Genomic DNA, 18,325 nt, shown 5'->3' on the forward strand with positions numbered 1-18,325 from the left:
CGCGAAGCGCCGATAATCAATGCGGCCCGCGAGGGGCAGGAGCAGCCGAGCATAGGCTCGGCTCTACATGGATCTGTAGCGCCCGAGCCTAAGCTTCGGGCGGCGGCGCGAATCGCCGGCTGTCAGGCGATGGTTTCCAGGCCACCCATGTACGGGCGCAGGGCCTCCGGCACGGTGATGCTGCCATCGGCGTTCTGGTAGTTCTCCATCACCGCGATCATCGCGCGGCCGACGGCCACGCCCGAGCCATTCAGCGTGTGCGCCAGCTCCGGCTTGCCGGTGGCCGGGTTGCGCCAGCGCGCCTGCATGCGGCGGGCCTGGAAATCACCACAGTTCGAGCACGAGGAAATCTCGCGGTAGGTTTCCTGCGACGGCAGCCAGACTTCCAGGTCGTAGGTCTTGATGGCCGAGAAGCCCATGTCGCCGGTGCACAGCAGCACCTTGCGGTACGGCAGGCCCAGCTTTTCCAGCACCACTTCAGCGCAGCGGGTCATGCGCTGGTGTTCGGCATCGCTCTCTTCCGGGCGACAGATCGAGACCAGCTCGACCTTCTCGAACTGGTGCTGGCGGATCATGCCGCGCACGTCGCGCCCGCCGCTGCCGGCCTCGGCACGGAAGCACATCGAGTGGGCGGTCATGCGCAACGGCAGGCGCTCGGCATCGACGATCTCGTCGCGCACGATGTTGGTCAGCGGCACTTCCGAGGTCGGGATCAGGTAGCGCGTGGAATCGCCCACGGCGGTCTTGAACAGGTCGTCCTCGAACTTCGGCAGCTGGCTGGTGCCGCGCAGCGAATCGGCGTTGACCAGCAGCGGCACGTTGGTTTCCTCATAACCGTGCTCGCCGGTATGCAGGTCGACCATGAACTGGGCCAGCGCACGGTGCAGGCGCGCGATCGGGCCGCGCAGCACGGTGAAGCGCGAGCCGGACAGCTTGGCCGCAGTCTCGCCGTCCAGCCAGCCGTTGCGGGCGCCCAGTTCGACGTGGTCGAGCACCTTGAAATCGAACTGGCGCGGGGTTCCCCAGCGCGCCTGCTCGACGTTGTCGCTCTCATCGGCACCGGCCGGCACGTCATCGGCCGGCAGGTTCGGAATGCCCATCGAGATCGCTTCAATCTTCTCGCGCAGTTCGTCCAGCGCCACTTCCGAGGCCTTCAACTCGTCGGCGAAGGCAGCAACCTCGGCCATGATGGCCGAAACGTCCTCGCCCTTGGCCTTGGCCTGGCCGATGGCCTTGGAACGGCTGTTGCGCAGGCTCTGCAGTTCCTGGGTACGTACCTGGATGCGCTTGCGATCAGCCTCCAGGGCCTCCAGGGCAGACACGTCGAGCTCGAAGCCGCGGCTGGTGCGCAGGCGTTCAGCGAGGTCGGCGGGCTGGTGGCGGAGCAGGGCTGGATCAAGCATGGCAGGTGTCGTGGTGGGTATCAGGAACGGGATTATCGCTTGTTATACGGATTTCTGCCGCCCGGTTCATTCCCGCCGTGGCAGAATCGAGCCATTCCGTACTGGTCCGGTCCATGTCTGCACCCCGCTCGTCGTCCGCCAAGTCGTTCACTGTGCATATCCCGCGCAACGCCCTGAAGATCGCCGGCATCGCCTTCGGCGTGGGCGTACTGCTGTTCGTGCTGGTCTGGCTGACCGGCCGCGACAAGGAGTTCTTCCGCGCCGACCCGGCCGCGCAGACCCCGCAGGAAACCGCCCAGGTCGAGCCCCTCCCGGAACCGTTGGCCGCTGCGGCCGGTTCCAGCGACATGCCCGATGCCAAGCCGGCCCCGGTCGAGGAAGAAGCGCCGAAGCTGGTCGAAACCGCCCCGCCACCGCCCGCCCCGATCGCTGAAGCAGCCCCGGCCGCACCGGGCCCTGCGCCGGCGGCCACCGGCAACAGCCAGCCGATGCCGATTGCCGGTCAGTCGCCGCCACCGTCCTATCCCGCCGCCGCCCTGCGCGCCGGTGAAACCGGCACCGTGGTGGTACGCGTGGATGTAGACGCCACCGGCTATCCGAACAACGCCACGGTGATCCAGCGCAGCGGTTCACGCGACCTCGACCGTGCCGCGACCGACGCCGTGCGCCGTTGGCGATTCACTCCGGCCCAGAGCAACGGCCAGGCCGTGCCTGGCAGCATTGAAGTGCCGTTCGACTTCAAGACGCAGTAACTGAACGCTCCCCAGCAGGCAAGCTGAACCCTGCCGGTGATGTTGACGCAACGCTGACACTTTCCGTCTGTGGCTCGGGCAACACTGCCCATGTCGTCCATTGACGGAAGGAGTTTGCGATGGCTGTTACCACCCACGAAGACCTTCATTCGCCGCGGTTGCAGCGGGACTCAAGCGTACAGCACAAGAACGCGTCGCCCTGGATGTGGATCGCACTGATCGTGGCGATGTTTGCTGCCGCCCTGCTCTGGCTGCGTCATTCCAGCCAGGAAGATGTGGCACCTGCGCCGGTCGGCGAGCGCATGCTGCCGGCCCCCGAGCAGGCGGCGGTGACGGACGCAGCGACGCCTGCCGCGCGCCAGGCAACCCCGGCTACTGCTTCGCGGAAGGCCGCGCCGGTAGTGCGCAATCGTGAAGCCCGCCCGCTGGCCAGCAACCGCATGCCCACCTACCCCGCCGCCGCGCTGCGTAGCGGCGTGCAGGGCAGCGTGATCGCCAGCCTGAATGTGGATACCCGCGGCAATGTCGCCAACGCTGCGATCGTCTCGCGCAGCGGCGAGCGCAGTCGTGATCTGGATCGTGCGGTGCTCAGCACCGTGCAGAACTGGAAGTTCCAACCCGCGGTGCAGGATGGCCGCGCAGTAGCCAGCGTGGTGCGGGTCCCGGTGGATTTCCGTACCGAGCAGCGTTGATCGCGGACGAGGGGTTCGTGATGTTTAGACGGAGGCTTCGGCCTCCGTCCTTTTATGCGGAAAGCGTGCCAACCAAGGTTGGCACCTACCGGGAGATGTGAGCGTGCCAACCAAGATTGGCACCTGCCGGGCAATGCGATCCGCCGGGCATGGCCCGGTGGTCGCGATGCCGATCAGGCCAGGTTGAACCCGGCGCTGCGGGCCAGACCATCGAAGTCCGGGAAGGACGTGGCGACGTTGGCGATATCGTTGATCCGCACTTCGCCATCGCTGATCTGGCCGGCAATGGCGAATGCCATGGCGATGCGGTGGTCACCGTGGCTTTCGATGGTGCCGCTGCCCAGGCGCACACCGCCGTGCAGGGTGGCCCCATCCTCGGTCTCGTCCACCTGCATGCCCAGCGCGCGCAGGCCGGTGGCCATCGCCGCAAGGCGATCGGATTCCTTCACCCGCAGCTCGGCGGCGCCACTGACCACGGTCCGGCCTTCGGCGGCTGCAGCCGCCACGAACAGCGCCGGGAACTCGTCAATCATGTCCGGCACCAATTCCTCCGGAATGCGTGCCCCCTTCAGCGGGGCGTAGCGCACCACCAGGTCTGCCACCGGTTCACCGCCCTGCTCGGCAGGATTCTCTTCGGTGATGTCCGCCCCCATCAGGCGCAGCGCGTGCAGCAGGCCGGTGCGGCGCGGGTTCAGGCCGACCTGCTTCAGGCGCAGCTCGGAGCCGGGAATGATGCTGGCCGCCACCAGGTAGAACGCGGCCGAGGAAAAGTCTGCCGGTACCACGATGTCGGTGGCGCGCAGGCGCTGGCCGCCACGCAGGCGGGCCTTGCCGGGCGAGAATTCGATGTCCACGCCGAACGCCGACAGCATGCGTTCGGTGTAGTCGCGGGTCGGGTGCGGTTCGACAACGCTGGTTTCGCCCTGTGCGTACAGGCCTGCCAGCAACACCGCCGACTTGATCTGCGCGCTGGCCACCGGCGAGGCGAAGTCGATGCCATGCAGCGTCTGGCCGCCATGCACGTGCAGCGGCGGCGTGCCGTCATCCTGGGTGTCGATCTTAGCGCCCATCTGCGACAGCGGGCCGGTGACGCGGCGCATCGGTCGGCCCGACAGCGACTCATCGCCGATCAGTGTGCAGTCGAACGCTTGGCCCGCCAGCAACCCGGCCAGCAGGCGCATGCCGGTGCCGGCATTGCCGCAGTCCAGCGGTGCATCCGGCGCTTTCAGGCCGTCGATGCCGACGCCGTGCACGATGCGCTGCGACGGGCTGGGCGTTTCGATACGCACCCCCAGCTGGCTGAAGATGCGCGCGGTCGCGCGGGTGTCCTCGCCTTCCAGGAAGCCCTCGATATGCGAGGTGCCATCGGCCAGCGCGGCGAACATCACCGAGCGATGCGAGACCGACTTGTCGCCGGGAATGGTCAGGCTGCCCTGCAGGGGCTGGCCCTTGCGGGCGATCCAGTGTTGCGCGTTGCTCATCGTTCGATCATTCCGTAAACGCCGGCAGCCCGCCGGCGATGCATCAGGGGGTGGCGGCCGGGGCCGCCCCAGCAGCACTCAGGGCACGGCCACAGGATAGGAGCCCAGCACCTTGATCTGCGCCGAGTGCGCTTCAAGTTCGGCCAGCGCCGCCTGCATCGGCGCGTCGTCGATGTGGCCGGCCAGGTCGATGAAGAAGCCGTACTCCCACTTGCCGTGGTGCGACGGCCGCGACTCGATGCGGTTCATGCTGATGCCGTGGCGGGCGAACGGGCTGAGCACGTCGAACAGCGCACCGGGCTTGTCATGGATGAACACCAGCACCGAGGTGCGGTCGTGGCCGGAGGTCGGGAAGATGTTGCGGCCCACCACCAGGAAGCGGGTGGTGTTGTCGGCATCGTTCTGGATCGGCTTGGTGACCACCTTCTTCAGGCCGTACACGTGGCCGGCACTCTCGCCGCCGATGGCCGCCGCGTCGTCGGCGTTGCGCGCACGGCGCGCACCCTCGGCGTTGCTCGAAACCGGAATCTTCTCGGCCTTCGGCAGGTTGGCGCGCAGCCACGCCGAGGTCTGCATGAACGACTGCGGATGTGCGTAGATGCGCTCGATGTCCTCGATGCGGCCGCTGCGCGACATCAGGTACTGCTGCACGCGCAGTTCCACTTCGCCGCAGATCTTCAGGTTGGAGGTCAGGAACATGTCCAGGGTGATCTGGATGGTGCCCTGCCCCGAGTTCTCCACCGGCACCACGCCGAAATCGGCGTTGCCCGCTTCCACTTCCTGGAACACTTCCTCGATGCTGGCCATCGGCAGGCCCAGCGCCGAGCGGCCGAAGTGCTTGAGCACGGCCTGCTGGCTGAAGGTGCCTTCCGGGCCGAGGTAACCGATCTTCAGCGGCTCCTGCTGGGCCAGGCAGGCCGACATGATCTCGCGGTAGACGTGCACCAGCAGCTCATCGCTGAGCGGGCCTTCGTTGCGATCCACCACCATGCGCAGCACCTGCGCTTCGCGCTCGGGGCGGTAGTAGTCGACGGCGGCGGCGAGCTTGCCCTTGGCCTTGCCGACCTGATGGGCGAAGCGCGCGCGCTCGGCGATCAGGCTCTGGATGTCGCGGTCGATCTGGTCGATCTTCGAGCGCACATCGGCCAGCGCCAGCGGCGCCAGGGTGGGTGCCGGGTTCGAGGCGGCCTTGGCCTTGCCCTTCGCCTTGGCGGGCGCGCTGTCCTTGGCCGGTTCGGCCTTCTTCGGCGCCTTCTTGCTGGATTTGCTGCTTGCCATCGGAATTCCTTGTTGCGGGGCCCGCACCCGACGGTGCGCGCCGTTCATTGCTCAGCCGTGACGCTGCTGGAAATCGGCCATGAAGGCGACCAGCGCCTCGGCCCCGGCCAGCGGCATGGCGTTGTACAGCGAGGCACGGATGCCACCGACGACCTTGTGGCCCTTCAGCGCCAGCAGGCCGGCCGCCTTGGCCTCGGCCACGAAGCGGGCATCGAGATCGGCGTTGGGCAGGAAGAACGGGATGTTCATCCGCGAACGGGCCGCGTGTGCAACTTCATTGCGGTAGAAGCCGCCGGAGCCGTCGATGGCTCTGTACACCAGCGCGGCCTTGGCGGCATTGCGCTTGGCGAATTCGGCCACGCCGCCTTCGGCCAGCATCCACTTGAACACCAGCCCGGCCAGGTACCAGTTCCAGGTCGGCGGGGTGTTGAGCATTGAATCGCGGGCGACGTGCGAGCGGTAATCGAAGATGTCCGCACGTGGCTGGCCACTGCGCTCGAGCAGGTCGCGACGGACGATCATCACCGCGATGCCGACCGGGCCAAGGTTCTTCTGCGCGCCGGCGTAGATCACGCCATAGCGGCGCACATCCAGCGGTTCGCTGGCGATGGACGAGCTGAAGTCGGCGATCAGCGGAACGTTGCCGGTATCGGGAGCATCACGGAACTCGACGCCGTGGATGGTCTCGTTGGCGGTGATGTGCACGTAGGCGGCACCGGGCGACAGCTGCCAGTCGGCACGCGCCGGCAGCGTGCGGTAGCCGTTGGCCTCGCTGCTGGCGGCGATGTTGACGTCGACGTAGACACCGGCCTGCTTGACCGCGGTCTTGCCCCAGTGGCCACTGACCACGTAGTCGGCACGCTGGCCCGGGGCGGCGAAATTGAGCGGGATCAACGCCTGCTGGGTGGTGGCACCACCGGACAGGAACAGCACCGCATAGTCGTCGGGGATGTCGAGCAGGCGCCGCAGGTCGGCCTCGGCCTCGGCGGCCACGGACATGAATTCCGCGCCGCGATGGCTCATTTCCACGATCGAAGCACCGGACCCGTGCCAGTCCAGCATTTCCGCCTGCGCCTGGCGCAGGACCGATTCCGGCAAGGTTGCAGGGCCGGCACTGAAGTTGAACGCGCGCGTCATGTCACACCTGTGGGGCAAGACCCCTAGTATGCCGCAGTGCACCAGCCTTGCGGCCTTGTGGCGCAAGGGAAATTTGGTTTCATTGGAATCCATTGGCCGCCCGCATGGCGCCGGTAGTCGCCGACCTTGGTCGGCGTACGCCGTCAGCCGTCATTCCCGCCGAAGGAGCGTGCCGACCAAGGTCGGCACCTACCGGAAGCGGGTGGACACACGCCACGTGGGTAGCGTCGGGCCATGCCCGGCGGATACGGGGTCAGCGCGCGCCGAACCAGAGCAGCAGGCTGAGCAGCGCGGCCAGCAGCAGCGCACTGACCAGCAGCCACGGCCAGCGCCGGACCTTGCGCGGCACGGCCGGCAGCACCGGCGCCTGCTCGGCGCCCTGGCTGGACTCGTCTTCATCCGGCAGCGGGCGCCGGCGCGGGTCATGCGGCACTTCCAGCACAAACCGGTGCTGGCCATCAAACACCACCTGGTCGCCGGCCTGCAGCCAGCAATGGCGCACGGCCACGCCATTGACGCAGGTGCCGTCGGCACTGCCCAGATCGCGCAGCAGCACGCGATCACCATGCACTTCCACGCGGGCGTGTCGTTCGGCGAAGGCCGGATCGTCAATAGCGATGTCAGCGTCGCCGCCGCGGCCGATCAGGCGGGCCCGCGACAGGGTGAAGCTGCGGCCGTGGTGCAGGCCGCCAACTCCGCGCAACAGCCGCTGCTGCTCGTCGCTGCCTTCCTCGTTCTTCGGCGCAGGCGCCTGCAGCAGGCTCTCGACTTCACCTTGCAGGACCATCTCCACGCCGTCCACATACACCGCATCGCCCGCACGCAGCAGCGCCATGCGCCGCACCGGTCGACCGTTCACATGAATGCCGCGGATCCCGTTGCCGACCTGCAGCCACAGGCCGCGATCATCCAGGCAGAACTGCGCCAGCAACAGGGCACCATGGCCGGCATCGCCGAGCCGCACACTGCCGTTGGCCTGGCGCACGATGCGTTGCACCCCGGGCCGCAGCGGCTGGTCGGGCTGTTGTTGTTGGCTGAAGTGAACAAGCAGGTTCTGCACGCGGCGCAGCCTAGCAGGTTGGTTGCCAACGAAGAAGAACCCAGGATGAGTGCTTGGCGCGGAGGCCCTCGATGCGCACAATGCTCGCCCTCATTGATCATCCCCGCCCTGCGCCAGGAGCCTGCATGTCCACCATCGATGTCCGCCACGCCCACGGCCTGCCCGACGCGCAGGCGCGCGCCGCGATCGAGCAGGTCGCCGCCAAGCTGTCCGAGCGCTTCGGCCTGAAGTCGTCGTGGACCGCCGATGTACTGAACTTCTCCGGCAGCGGCGTGGACGGCGCGATCGAACTGCAGCCAGGCGCCGTGCGCGTGACGGCCAAGCTGGGCTTCCTGCTGTCGGCGATGAAGGGCATGGTCGAAGGCGAGATACAGCGCGTTCTGAAGGAAAAGCTGGGCTGAACCCCGGCCGCGGCCATCACGGCCGTGCAACGCCACGGCGCGCTACTCTCGGGGCAGGCCCAACTCCCACGGGAACTGCGATGAACCACTACGAGAACGACGACCGCCGCAACGACGACGCCTCTTTCGGTGACCAGGCCGAGCGCTTTTCGCGCAAGCTGAGTGACTCGGCGCAGCAGGTGTGGCTGGCCGGTCTTGGCGCTCTCGGCCGTGCACAGGCCGAAGGCAGCCGCTTCTTTGACGGCCTGGTGAAGGAAGGCGAAGCCTGGGAAGCCCGCCGCCGTGAGCGCAGCAGCGAACAGGGCCCGGGCTGGCGTGATAACGTCGAGAGCTCGCTGGACGAAGCCCGCGAGAAGGCCTCGGGCACCTGGAACAAGGTCGAGAAGGCCTTTGATGACCAAGTGCAGGGCGTGCTCAAGCGGTTGCATGTACCCACCGCCGACGAAGTGACGGCGCTCGAAGCCCGCATCGATGCCCTGCACGCGCGCCTGGCCAGGCTGGAAAACCGGGCAGCGTCGGGTACCGACGCCCCTGCTCCGGGCAGCCATCAGTCGCCAGGCGGCCTGCCCTGACCGGCTCATTGTTGCAATGCAATAAACTTTGATTGACAATCGCGAGCAACCCGCCAATCGCTTCGGCTGCCGTTTGTTCCCTCCCCTCACGGCTTCAGGATTGGCGGGTTTTTCGTGCCTGCTGTATTCCGAACTGGGCGTTCCATCACGCTTCCTGTCAGGAACCTCCTGACCCGGCCAGGTACCGCGACCTTTACACTGTCGTTCTCCGCTTTCGCCCCTTCCGCCCTACTCCTGCATGCTCCCCTGGATCCTGGCCCTGCTGTCGGCCCTGCTTACCTGTTCCCTGGCTGTTGTCTATCTGTGGTGGATCAAGCGGCGGCAGAAGGAGATGCAACTCGGCCTGCAAGCCCTGGCCGGCATGCACTGGCGCGAGTTCTCGGTACTGGTCAAGCGCATGCTGCGCGAACAGCGCGGCCTGCGTGAACTGAATGACCCGGCGGAGGAATCCCGCGAGCCGAGCAGCGACTTCCTGCTCAGCGACGGCCCCAACCAGTGGCTGGTGTCCTGCAAGCATGGCCTTGCCTACCGTATCGGCACCGCCGCAGTGAACGAGCTGGGGGCTGCTGCGCGCCTGGCCGGCGCCAAGGGCGGCGTGCTGCTGACCGAAGGCCGGATGGAACGCGACGGGCGCAGCGCTGCCGAGAAGCAGGCGGTAGAAGTACTGGACGGTCCGCGCCTGTGGCCGTTGCTGCAGCCCTACCTGCCGGCAGAAATCGAAACCCGTGTGCGCGCCAGCGCCCGCCATGAAGCCCTGCGCCGGATCGCCATTGCCGCGCTCGGCGCGGTCACGCTGGGCCTGCTGGTGGGATTGAGCCTGCAAGGCTTGCATGTGCAGGACACCCCGCCTGTTGCCGAGGTGGCGGACACCCCCGCGCCGGTTGCGCCTGCGGTTGAAGCGGCGCCCGAACCGGCGCCGGCCCCCGCCACCACGCCGCCGGCCGCTGCGCCTGCACCGGCCACGCCCTCAGCCGACGCGCGCAGCAACCCCAACCCGGATGCCGCCACGCTGGAGCGTTTCCAGGCCGATCTGTCCCGCGCCTTGGCCGGCAAGCCCGGTATCGCCAGCGGGGTCTGGCTGACCCGGCAGACGCTGGCGATCAACCGCACGGGCGAGCTGGACGCGGTGTGGCCGCAGGTCTGCGAGGAAGTGCTGCACTACCCCGCCCTGCGCAACGTGCGCATCCAGCTCAACGCCCGCCCCGGCGTGGATGAGCCGGTGCGCTGGCGCCAATGCGCCACGTACTGATGGGGCCGCATCCACGCGTGGCGTGGTTTTACTGAACCCCGATGCGCGACCCCTTGGTAGATCCACGCCACGCGTGGATGCCTTTGCAGAGTTGAGCCACACGCGAACAGCAGCCGAGCATCGGCTCGGCGCCACATGGCGCCAGCTCAGCCCAATGCTGCGAGATGGGCGATGTAACTGGAGCGCGATTCACCCGCCGCTCTGGCCTGCGCATCCAGCCTCGCCAGGATCCGGCGTGGCAGGCTGATATTGACCCGCTCGATGGTATCGTCCAGCAGAGCCGGATCAATGCAGATGTACGCAAGAATCCAACGGATGTCCTTGGATGCCTCGGCGGCGATCTTCTGCGGCGCGGAAGGTGTCGGAATCGGGCGCCCCTCATCCAGGGCCGCATCAATCCAGGCGAGTGCAGCTTCCTCGGCAGCGCTGAGCGCATCATCAAGCGTGTTGGCCGCCGAGAAGCACCCCGGCAGATCTGGAACGACCACACCCCACGCGGTGCGCTCATCGCCTGCCTCGATCAAGACTGGATATCGCATGGGCCCTCCTGCGTCAGTCCTGCGAGCTTCCGCAACGCCTGCACCAGTCCTTTCCCCGGATCCTTCCTTTGGGTGAGGAACGGTGATGATGTGAGGGTGCTGCGGGTGCACGAATACATGATGGGATCCGCGGATCCGGCGACAGATCCAACCTGCCGCTTCCAGATCCCGGATGAGGTCCCTGCTCTTCATGCAGGGCGATACACATCGTACACACGCCCCGACAGAGTTCAAGGCGACAGTCGTTCCGGCCCAGTAGATCCACGCCACGCGTGGATGGAATCCCTATCGCGCGCCCGGCGCGAAGCGCGCGACCAGGTCCCAGGCATCCCCCAGGAACACCTGGCGCACGCGGGTGATCGGCTGTTCACCGCGCCAGGTCAGCCGCTCGATCACCAGACAGGCTGTGCCGGGCTTCACATCGAGCAGCCTGGCGGTGGCGGTATCCGCGCCCCAGGCACTGATGCGGTGCTGGGCACGGGTCCACGACACGTTCTGCAGCAGCCAGCTGCCCGGCGCGGTGGTACTGAAATCGACCTCCAGCACCTCGGGCACCCCCACCGGGCTGATCAGCCGATGCTCCAGCGCCAGCGGGCGGCCGTCGGCCAGATGCAGGCAGCGCATCGCCAGCAGTTTCTCGCGGCCCGCCAGCTCTACCTCGCCGGCATTGCCGGGATCGGCCAGGCGCAGTTCCCGTTGCAGCAGGCGATAGGCGTACTGATGGCCGCGCGAGCCCACCTCCATCGCGATATCGGGAATCTCCAGCGCCACCTGTTCCAGGTGCGGCGGCTGCCGCGCCACGAATGAACCGGCGCGACGGCGGCGCTCGATCATGCCGCTCTCGGCCAGTGCAGTCAGCACCTTGTTCACGGTCATCCGCGAGCAGCCGTACTGCTCCATCAACTCGTGCTCGTATGGAATCCGGAAGCCCGGCGCCCACTCTCCACTGAGGATGCGGCTTTCCAGATCGCTGCGGATACGCTGGTTGAGCGTGGCGGACTTGCTGGCCTTCACGTAATGGGGTCTCGGTAGCGGGAGGCGATCAGCCCAGCACGCCGCGCAGCGCGGCGGCGAAGGCGGTGGTGATCGCCTCGCGCTGCAGGTGGCGGCCCTCGGCCACGCACTGGCGGCCATGCCGCCAGACCGATCGCAGCGCGCCATTACGTGCGGCGAACACCCAGCTGTCAAGCCATGCGTCATCCTGTCGCGCCTGCAGCGCGGGGTGCCCGGCATCCAGTTCGACCAGGTCGGCACTGGCGCCGACCTGGAGGCCAGCGGGCACGCCCAGCGCCTGTGCACCACCGTGCAGTGCGCCTTCGAACAGGAAGCGACCGGTGCTGCGGGTGGCATCCGGCGCCAGCACGTTGCGACCGCGCAGGGTCAGCCGCTGGCCGTATTCAAGCAGGCGCAGTTCTTCGGCCGCATCGATCAGCACATTGGAATCGGAGCCGACGCCGAAGCGTCCGCCCTCGCGCGCGAATGCCTGCATCGGGAACAGGCCGTCGCCCAGGTTGGCCTCGGTGATCGGGCACAGGCCGGCCACGGCCTGGCTGGCCACAATGGCCGCGCGCTCGTCATCGGTGATGTGGGTGGCATGCACCAGGCACCAGCGCGCATCCACCGGCGCATGGTTGTACAGCCACTGCACCGGGCGCTGGCCGCTCCAGGCCAGGCAGGCCTCCACTTCGCGCACCTGCTCGGCGATATGGATGTGCACCGGGCCGTCGGTCAGCGGCAGCAACGCACTCAGTTCCTCGCCGGTGACCGCACGCAGGCTGTGCGGTGCGATGCCGAGCACCGCGTCGGGCAGCGCGGCCAATGCCGGCTTGGCGGCCTCCAGCAGCTGCGCGAAACCCTCCACGTCGTGGATCAGGCGCCGCTGCGCTGGATTCGGCGCCGCCCCGCCGAAATCGGCATGCGCATAGAACACCGGCAGCAGGGTCAGGCCGATGCCGGTCTGCTCGGCTGCCGCCGCGGTCCGTGCACTCATCTCGGCGCGGTTGGCATAGGCGCGACCATCGGCGTCGTGGTGCAGGTAGTGGAATTCACCGACGCGGGTAAAGCCGCTTTCGAGCATTTCCATGTAGGCCTGGGCGGCGATGGCCTGCACCGCGTCCGGTCGCAGGTGGGCCAGGAAGCGGTACATCAGCTCGCGCCAGCTCCAGAAGCTGTCACCGTCACCGCCGCCGATCTCGGTCAGGCCGGCCATGCCGCGCTGGAAGGCATGGCTGTGCAGGTTGGGCAGGCCGGGCACCAGGATGCCGACGCGGGTGTCGTCGTGCTGGGCGCCCTGCCCCGTGTGGATCGCCGTGACGCGGCCGTCCTGCACCTGCAGGCGGACATCGCGGGCCCATCCCTCGGCCAGCAAGGCGTGGACGGCATGGAAACTGAGCGGGGAACGCGAATCGGACATGGCTGGACAACCCGAAATGGACGCCTATATTGTATAGACATATAAGCACAGCCGCGTTGTGGATGCCATGCACGTCGATACCCTCTGGTCCAACGTCCACCTGATCACCCTCGACGGCGAGGGGCTGGGTGTCATCCGCGATGGCGTGCTGGCCTGCGCCGGCGGCCGCATCGTCCATGTCGGCCCGGCCGGCAGCGATGCCCACCTGAAGCCGACCACCCGCATCGATGGCGAAGGCCGCTGGATTTCGCCCGGCCTGATCGACTGCCACACCCACCTGGTCTACGCCGGCAACCGCGCCAACGAATTCGAGCAGCGCCTGCAGGGCGTGAGCTATGCCGAGATCGCCCGTGCCGGCGGCGGAATCGTCTCCACCGTGCGCGCCACCCGCGCCGCGACGCCGGAACAGCTGGCCCGCGAAAGCCGGCCGCGCCTGCTGGCCATGCGTGCCGAAGGCGTGACCACGATCGAGATCAAGTCCGGCTACGGCCTGACCTTGCCCGACGAACGCAAGCAGCTGCAGGTAGCGCGTGCGCTGGGCGAGGAATGCCAAGTCAACGTGGTCACCACCTTCCTTGGCGCGCACGCGATTCCGCCGGGCCGCGAGGCACAGGAGTACACCGACGAGGTGTGCAACGTGATGATTCCGGCCATCGCCGGCGAAGGCCTGGCCGAAGCGGTGGACGTATTCTGCGAGAACATCGCGTTCTCGCCGGCGCAGGCGCGGCAGGTCTTCGAAGCGGCGCGCGCGAACGGGCTGGCGGTGAAGATCCATGCCGAGCAGCTGAGCAACCAGCATGGTGCTGAACTGGCGGCCAGCTTCGGTGCCCTCTCGGCCGACCATATCGAACATCTGGACGATGCCGGCATCGCCGCGATGGCCGCCGCCGGCACCGTCGCCGTGCTGTTGCCCGGTGCCTTCTATTTCACCCGCGATACCACCCTCCCGCCGATCGCCGCGCTGCGTGCGGCCGGCGTGCCGCTGGCGCTGGCCACCGACAGCAACCCGGGCACTTCGCCGCTGACCAGCCCGCTGCTGGCGATGAACATGGGCGCCACCCTTTTCCGCCTGACCGTGGACGAGTGCATCGCCGGCTTCACCCGTGAAGCGGCGCGCGCGCTCGGACGCAGCGACCGCATCGGCCGCCTCGCCGTGGGCCTGGACTGCGACCTGGCGATCTGGGACATCGATGCCCCTGCCGACCTGGTCTATCGCATTGGATTCAACCCGCTGCACGCGCGCGTGGTGCGCGGACAGCCCGACCTGCCTGCCTCCTGGAGCAACACATGAGCAACACCCTGGTTCTTCGCCCCGGCCATGTCACTCTCGCCCAGTGGCGGCAGGTCTATCGCGGTGCGCCGCTTGCACTGGACCCGGCCGCGCTGCTGGTGGTGCGCGCCAGCGCTGCGGCGGTGGCCGCCATCGTCGCCAAAGGCGCACCGGTGTATGGCATCAACACCGGGTTCGGCAAGCTGGCCAGCGTGCGCATCGAGCGCGAAGACCTGGCCACCCTGCAGCGCAATATCGTGCTCTCGCACGCTGCTGGCGTGGGCGAACCGATGCCGGCCAGCGTGGTGCGGTTGATGATGGCGCTGAAGCTGGTCAGCCTGGCGCAAGGCGCATCGGGCATTCGCGAGGAAGCCCTGCTGCTGCTCGAAGCGATGCTGGTCAAGGGCGTATTGCCCGTGGTGCCGGCACAAGGCTCGGTGGGTGCTTCCGGCGATCTGGCACCGCTTTCGCACCTGGCCGGCGTGATGCTGGGCGTGGGCGAAGCCTACATCGGTGACGAACGCCTGCCCGCAACCGACGCACTGGCGCGTGCCGGCCTGCAGCCGATCGAACTGGGCGCAAAGGAAGGTCTGGCCCTGCTCAACGGCACCCAGTTCTCCACCGCCTATGCGCTGGCCGGCCTGTTCGAAATCGAAACCGTGTTCCAGGCGGCACTGGTCACCGGCGCGTTGTCGGTGGAAGCGGCCAAGGGTTCGGACACGCCGTTCGATCCGCGCATCCATGCCATCCGTGGCCAGCGCGGGCAGATCGCCACCGCCGCCACGCTCCGCGCGCTGATGCAGGGCTCAGGCATCCGCGAATCGCACCGCGACAACGACGTGCGCGTGCAGGACCCGTACTGCCTGCGCTGCCAGCCGCAGGTGATGGGCGCGGCGCTGGATATCCTGCGCCAGGCCGCGACCACGCTGGAAATCGAAGCCAACGGCGTGTCCGACAATCCGCTGGTGTTCACCGATACCGGCGAAGCGCTGTCCGGCGGCAACTTCCACGCCGAGCCGGTAGCCTTCGCCGCCGACATGCTGGCGATGGCGGTGTGCGAGATCGGCTCGATCAGCGAGCGCCGCCTGGCGATGCTGGTGGACCCGGCGCTGTCCGGCCTGCCGGCGTTCCTGACCCCGCGCCCGGGCCTGAATTCCGGCTTCATGATTCCGCAGGTGACCGCCGCCGCGCTGGTCTCAGAGAACAAGCAGCGCGCCTACCCGGCCAGCGTTGACTCGATCCCGACCTCGGCCAACCAGGAAGACCATGTGTCGATGGCCGCGCATGGCGCACGCCGGCTGATGCAGATGGCCGAGAACGCCGCCAACGTGATCGGCATCGAGCTGCTGGCCGCCGCGCAGGGCTGTGATTTCCATGCGCCGCTGCGCTCCAGCGCCGCGCTGGAAACCGTGCGCGCCACCCTGCGCGCGCAGGTGCCGACGCTGGAAGAAGACCGCTACTTCCATCCGGACATGGTGACCGCCACGAATCTGGTGCGCAGCGGCGTGCTGGCGCAGGGTTTGTCCGATCTGTTGCCGACCGTGGAGCCCCAGGCATGACGCCCCTTCCCGAATGGTTGACGGTGCACGAGGGCGACGCCCCGTTGATCGTCAGCTTTCCACATACCGGCACCGAGCTGCCGCACGACCTGATCGGCGACTACCACTCGCCGTGGCTGGCCCGCCGCGATGCCGACTGGTGGGTGCACGAGCTGTACGACTTCGTGCGCGGCATGGGCGCGACCACGGTGCGCTCGGCGATCTCGCGTTCGGTGATCGACCTCAACCGCGATCCCAGCGGCGTGTCGCTGTACCCGGGCCAGAACACCACCGGCCTGTGCCCGCTGACCACCTTCGACAACCAGCCGCTGTACAACGCCGGGCGCGAGCCGGACGACGCGGAAATCGCCCGTCGCCGCGACACGTATTTCCTGCCCTATCACGATGCGCTGGCTTCGCAGATCACGCGCCTGCGTGCACGCCACGGCACCGTGGTGGTGTACGACGCGCACTCGATCCGCTCGCATATCCCGCACCTGTTCGAGGGCGAACTGCCGCAGTTCAACCTGGGGACTGCCGGTCCGTCCGGTGCACCGGACACGTCCTGCGACAACGCCTTGAGCGACGTGGTGGAGAACCTGCTGAAGATCAGTGGCATGAGCCAGGTGCGCAACGGCCGCTTCAAGGGCGGCTGGATCACCCGCCACTACAGCAACATCGCCGGCGGCGTGCACAGCCTGCAGATGGAACTTGCCTGCCGTGGCTACATGCACGAGCCCCTGCCGGACCAGGTGGACGAACACAGCTGGCCCACCCCGCTCGACCCCGACCACGCCGCACCGCTGCGCCACACCCTGGCGCAGGTGCTCAACGCCTGCCTTGAATTCGCTACGAACCGGAGCGCCGCATGACCCGCAACGACCCGTCCCGCACCATCGCCACGCCGACCGGCACCACGCTGAACGCCAAGAGCTGGCTGACCGAAGCGCCGCTGCGCATGCTGATGAACAACCTGCACCCCGATGTGGCCGAGCACCCGCAGGAACTGGTGGTGTACGGCGGCATCGGCCGCGCCGCACGCGACTGGGAGAGCTTCGATGCCATCGTCGAAACGCTCAAGCGCCTGGACGACGACCAGACCCTGCTGGTGCAGTCGGGCAAGCCGGTGGGCGTGTTCCGCACCCACGCCGATGCACCGCGCGTGCTGATTGCCAATTCCAACCTGGTACCGCGCTGGGCCAACTGGGACCACTTCAACGAGCTGGATAGGAAGGGCCTGGCCATGTACGGCCAGATGACCGCCGGCAGCTGGATCTACATCGGCGCGCAGGGCATCGTGCAGGGCACCTACGAGACTTTCGTGGAAATGGGCCGCCAGCACTTCGGTGGCGACCTGACCGGGAAGTGGCTGTTCACCGGTGGCCTGGGCGGCATGGGCGGCGCACAGCCGCTGGCTGCCGTGATGGCCGGCGCCTCCTGCCTGGCCGTCGAGTGCCGCAAGAGCAGCATCGACATGCGCCTGCGCACCGGCTACCTCGACACCTGGACCGACAACCTGGACGAAGCGCTGCGCCTGATCGACGAGTCGTGCAAGGCCGGCACGCCGAAGTCGGTGGGCCTGCTCGGCAACGTTGCCGATGTGCTGGCCGAACTGCTCAAGCGTGGCGTGAAGCCGGACCTGCTGACCGACCAGACCTCCGCGCACGACCCGGTGAACGGCTACCTGCCGCAGGGCTGGACGGTCGAACAGTGGGATGAGAAGCGTGTCTCTGCGCCGAAGGAGGTGGAAAAGGCAGCGCGTGCTTCGATGGCCAACCACATCCGCGCCATGCTCGGCTTCCACGCGCTGGGCGTGCCGACCGTGGACTACGGCAACAACCTGCGGCAGATGGCGCTGGAGGAAGGTGTGGCCAATGCCTTCGATTTCCCGGGTTTCGTGCCGGCCTACATCCGCCCGCTGTTCTGCCGTGGCATCGGCCCGTTCCGCTGGGCGGCACTGAGCGGCGACCCGGAAGACATCGCCAGGACCGATGCCAAGGTGAAGGAACTGATTCCGGACAACCCGCACCTGCACCGCTGGCTGGACATGGCCGCCGAGAAGATCAAGTTCCAGGGCCTGCCGGCGCGCATCTGCTGGGTCGGCCTGGGTGATCGCGATCGACTCGGCCTGGCGTTCAACGAGATGGTCGCCAACGGCGAACTGAAGGCGCCGGTGGTGATCGGGCGCGACCACCTGGACAGTGGCAGCGTCGCCTCGCCGAACCGCGAAACCGAAGCGATGGCCGACGGTTCCGATGCGGTGTCCGACTGGCCGCTGCTGAACGCCCTGCTCAACACCGCCAGCGGCGCGACCTGGGTCTCGCTGCACCACGGTGGCGGCGTGGGCATGGGCTTCTCGCAGCACGCCGGCATGGTGATCGTCTGCGACGGCACCGAGGCGGCGGCCAAGCGGATTGGCCGCGTGTTGTGGAACGACCCGGCGACCGGCGTGATGCGCCATGCCGATGCGGGCTATGAGATCGCAATCGACTGCGCGAAGGAGAAGGGGCTGGATCTGCCGGGGATTCTCGGCTGATCGC

17 protein-coding genes and 1 pseudogene are annotated in these 18,325 nt (G+C 67.7%); 9 read left to right on the forward strand and 9 right to left on the reverse strand.

Features of this window, described 5'->3' with window-relative positions; genetic code table 11:
- Nucleotides 1–122 precede the first annotated feature (122 nt).
- Complete coding sequence (serS, locus tag AC5P8C_RS02795) at nucleotides 123–1,403, reverse strand: serine--tRNA ligase (protein WP_019660322.1); 1,281 nt, start codon at nucleotides 1,401–1,403, stop codon at nucleotides 123–125.
- 113 nt (nucleotides 1,404–1,516) lie between these two features.
- On the opposite strand from serS, the gene AC5P8C_RS02800 reads away from it, so the two are divergent.
- Both AC5P8C_RS02800 and AC5P8C_RS02805 read left to right on the forward strand, forming a co-directional pair.
- Nucleotides 1,517–2,155, forward strand: coding sequence for an energy transducer TonB (locus AC5P8C_RS02800; protein WP_031269809.1), 639 nt, complete (start codon nucleotides 1,517–1,519; stop codon nucleotides 2,153–2,155).
- Nucleotides 2,156–2,274: 119 nt separating this feature from the next.
- Nucleotides 2,275–2,847 carry an energy transducer TonB gene (locus tag AC5P8C_RS02805; protein ID WP_495218316.1) on the forward strand — a complete coding sequence of 191 codons (573 nt, stop codon included), beginning with the start codon at nucleotides 2,275–2,277 and terminating at the stop codon, nucleotides 2,845–2,847.
- Nucleotides 2,848–3,020: 173 nt separating this feature from the next.
- Here AC5P8C_RS02805 and aroA read toward each other — a convergent pair whose 3' ends face one another.
- The 4 genes from aroA to AC5P8C_RS02825 form a co-directional block, all read right to left on the reverse strand.
- Nucleotides 3,021–4,328, reverse strand: coding sequence for a 3-phosphoshikimate 1-carboxyvinyltransferase (gene aroA / locus AC5P8C_RS02810; protein ID WP_021202773.1), 1,308 nt, complete (start codon nucleotides 4,326–4,328; stop codon nucleotides 3,021–3,023).
- 78 nt (nucleotides 4,329–4,406) lie between these two features.
- Entirely contained in the window at nucleotides 4,407–5,606 is a 1,200-nt protein-coding gene (gene pheA / locus AC5P8C_RS02815) for a prephenate dehydratase (protein WP_019660326.1), read from the reverse strand.
- A gap of 51 nt (nucleotides 5,607–5,657) precedes the next feature.
- The gene (gene serC / locus AC5P8C_RS02820; RefSeq protein ID WP_019660327.1) at nucleotides 5,658–6,743 is read right to left on the reverse strand and encodes a 3-phosphoserine/phosphohydroxythreonine transaminase; all 1,086 of its coding nucleotides are present in this window, start codon (nucleotides 6,741–6,743) and stop codon (nucleotides 5,658–5,660) included.
- Nucleotides 6,744–6,996: 253 nt separating this feature from the next.
- Entirely contained in the window at nucleotides 6,997–7,803 is an 807-nt protein-coding gene (locus AC5P8C_RS02825) for an FHA domain-containing protein (protein ID WP_495218317.1), read from the reverse strand.
- A gap of 125 nt (nucleotides 7,804–7,928) precedes the next feature.
- Between AC5P8C_RS02825 and AC5P8C_RS02830 the strand changes: the two genes are divergently transcribed.
- From AC5P8C_RS02830 to AC5P8C_RS02840, 3 genes are all read left to right on the forward strand, one after another.
- Nucleotides 7,929–8,204, forward strand: coding sequence for a polyhydroxyalkanoic acid system family protein (locus tag AC5P8C_RS02830; protein ID WP_019660329.1), 276 nt, complete (start codon nucleotides 7,929–7,931; stop codon nucleotides 8,202–8,204).
- A gap of 80 nt (nucleotides 8,205–8,284) precedes the next feature.
- Nucleotides 8,285–8,776, forward strand: coding sequence for a phasin family protein (locus AC5P8C_RS02835; RefSeq protein ID WP_021202770.1), 492 nt, complete (start codon nucleotides 8,285–8,287; stop codon nucleotides 8,774–8,776).
- A 238-nt stretch (nucleotides 8,777–9,014) separates the two neighbouring features.
- Nucleotides 9,015–10,025, forward strand: a complete 1,011-nt coding sequence (locus tag AC5P8C_RS02840) for a restriction endonuclease (RefSeq protein ID WP_021202769.1) — start codon at nucleotides 9,015–9,017, stop codon at nucleotides 10,023–10,025.
- A gap of 146 nt (nucleotides 10,026–10,171) precedes the next feature.
- On the opposite strand, the gene AC5P8C_RS02845 is transcribed toward AC5P8C_RS02840, so the two are convergent.
- From AC5P8C_RS02845 to AC5P8C_RS02860, 4 genes and pseudogenes are all read right to left on the reverse strand, one after another.
- Nucleotides 10,172–10,549, reverse strand: coding sequence for a type II toxin-antitoxin system HicB family antitoxin (locus AC5P8C_RS02845; protein ID WP_021202768.1), 378 nt, complete (start codon nucleotides 10,547–10,549; stop codon nucleotides 10,172–10,174).
- Nucleotides 10,550–10,687: 138 nt separating this feature from the next.
- Nucleotides 10,688–10,756: pseudogene (locus tag AC5P8C_RS02850) on the reverse strand (type II toxin-antitoxin system HicA family toxin); the annotation flags it as partial.
- Between the two features lie 93 nt (nucleotides 10,757–10,849).
- Nucleotides 10,850–11,578 (reverse strand): histidine utilization transcriptional repressor HutC, encoded by a 729-nt coding sequence (gene hutC / locus AC5P8C_RS02855; protein ID WP_021202767.1) that lies wholly within the window; start codon nucleotides 11,576–11,578, stop codon nucleotides 10,850–10,852.
- A 28-nt stretch (nucleotides 11,579–11,606) separates the two neighbouring features.
- The gene (locus tag AC5P8C_RS02860; protein ID WP_495218318.1) at nucleotides 11,607–12,977 is read right to left on the reverse strand and encodes a formimidoylglutamate deiminase; all 1,371 of its coding nucleotides are present in this window, start codon (nucleotides 12,975–12,977) and stop codon (nucleotides 11,607–11,609) included.
- Nucleotides 12,978–13,044: 67 nt separating this feature from the next.
- Here AC5P8C_RS02860 and hutI point away from each other — a divergent pair, with 67 nt between their 5' ends.
- The 4 genes from hutI to hutU are packed head-to-tail and all read left to right on the forward strand — an operon-like array spanning nucleotide 13,045 to nucleotide 18,321.
- Nucleotides 13,045–14,268, forward strand: coding sequence for an imidazolonepropionase (hutI, locus tag AC5P8C_RS02865; protein ID WP_495218319.1), 1,224 nt, complete (start codon nucleotides 13,045–13,047; stop codon nucleotides 14,266–14,268).
- Nucleotides 14,265–15,806 (forward strand): histidine ammonia-lyase, encoded by a 1,542-nt coding sequence (gene hutH / locus AC5P8C_RS02870; protein ID WP_019660335.1) that lies wholly within the window; start codon nucleotides 14,265–14,267, stop codon nucleotides 15,804–15,806. Before hutI ends, hutH begins: the two co-directional genes overlap by 4 nt.
- Nucleotides 15,803–16,657, forward strand: a complete 855-nt coding sequence (gene hutG / locus AC5P8C_RS02875; protein WP_019660336.1) for an N-formylglutamate deformylase — start codon at nucleotides 15,803–15,805, stop codon at nucleotides 16,655–16,657. Before hutH ends, hutG begins: the two co-directional genes overlap by 4 nt.
- Nucleotides 16,654–18,321 carry a urocanate hydratase gene (gene hutU / locus AC5P8C_RS02880; RefSeq protein ID WP_495218320.1) on the forward strand — a complete coding sequence of 556 codons (1,668 nt, stop codon included), beginning with the start codon at nucleotides 16,654–16,656 and terminating at the stop codon, nucleotides 18,319–18,321. The genes hutG and hutU overlap by 4 nt, the downstream gene beginning before the upstream one ends.
- Nucleotides 18,322–18,325 lie beyond the last annotated feature (4 nt).

It is taken from the genome of Stenotrophomonas sp. YJH_SMC_46 (assembly GCF_059370315.1).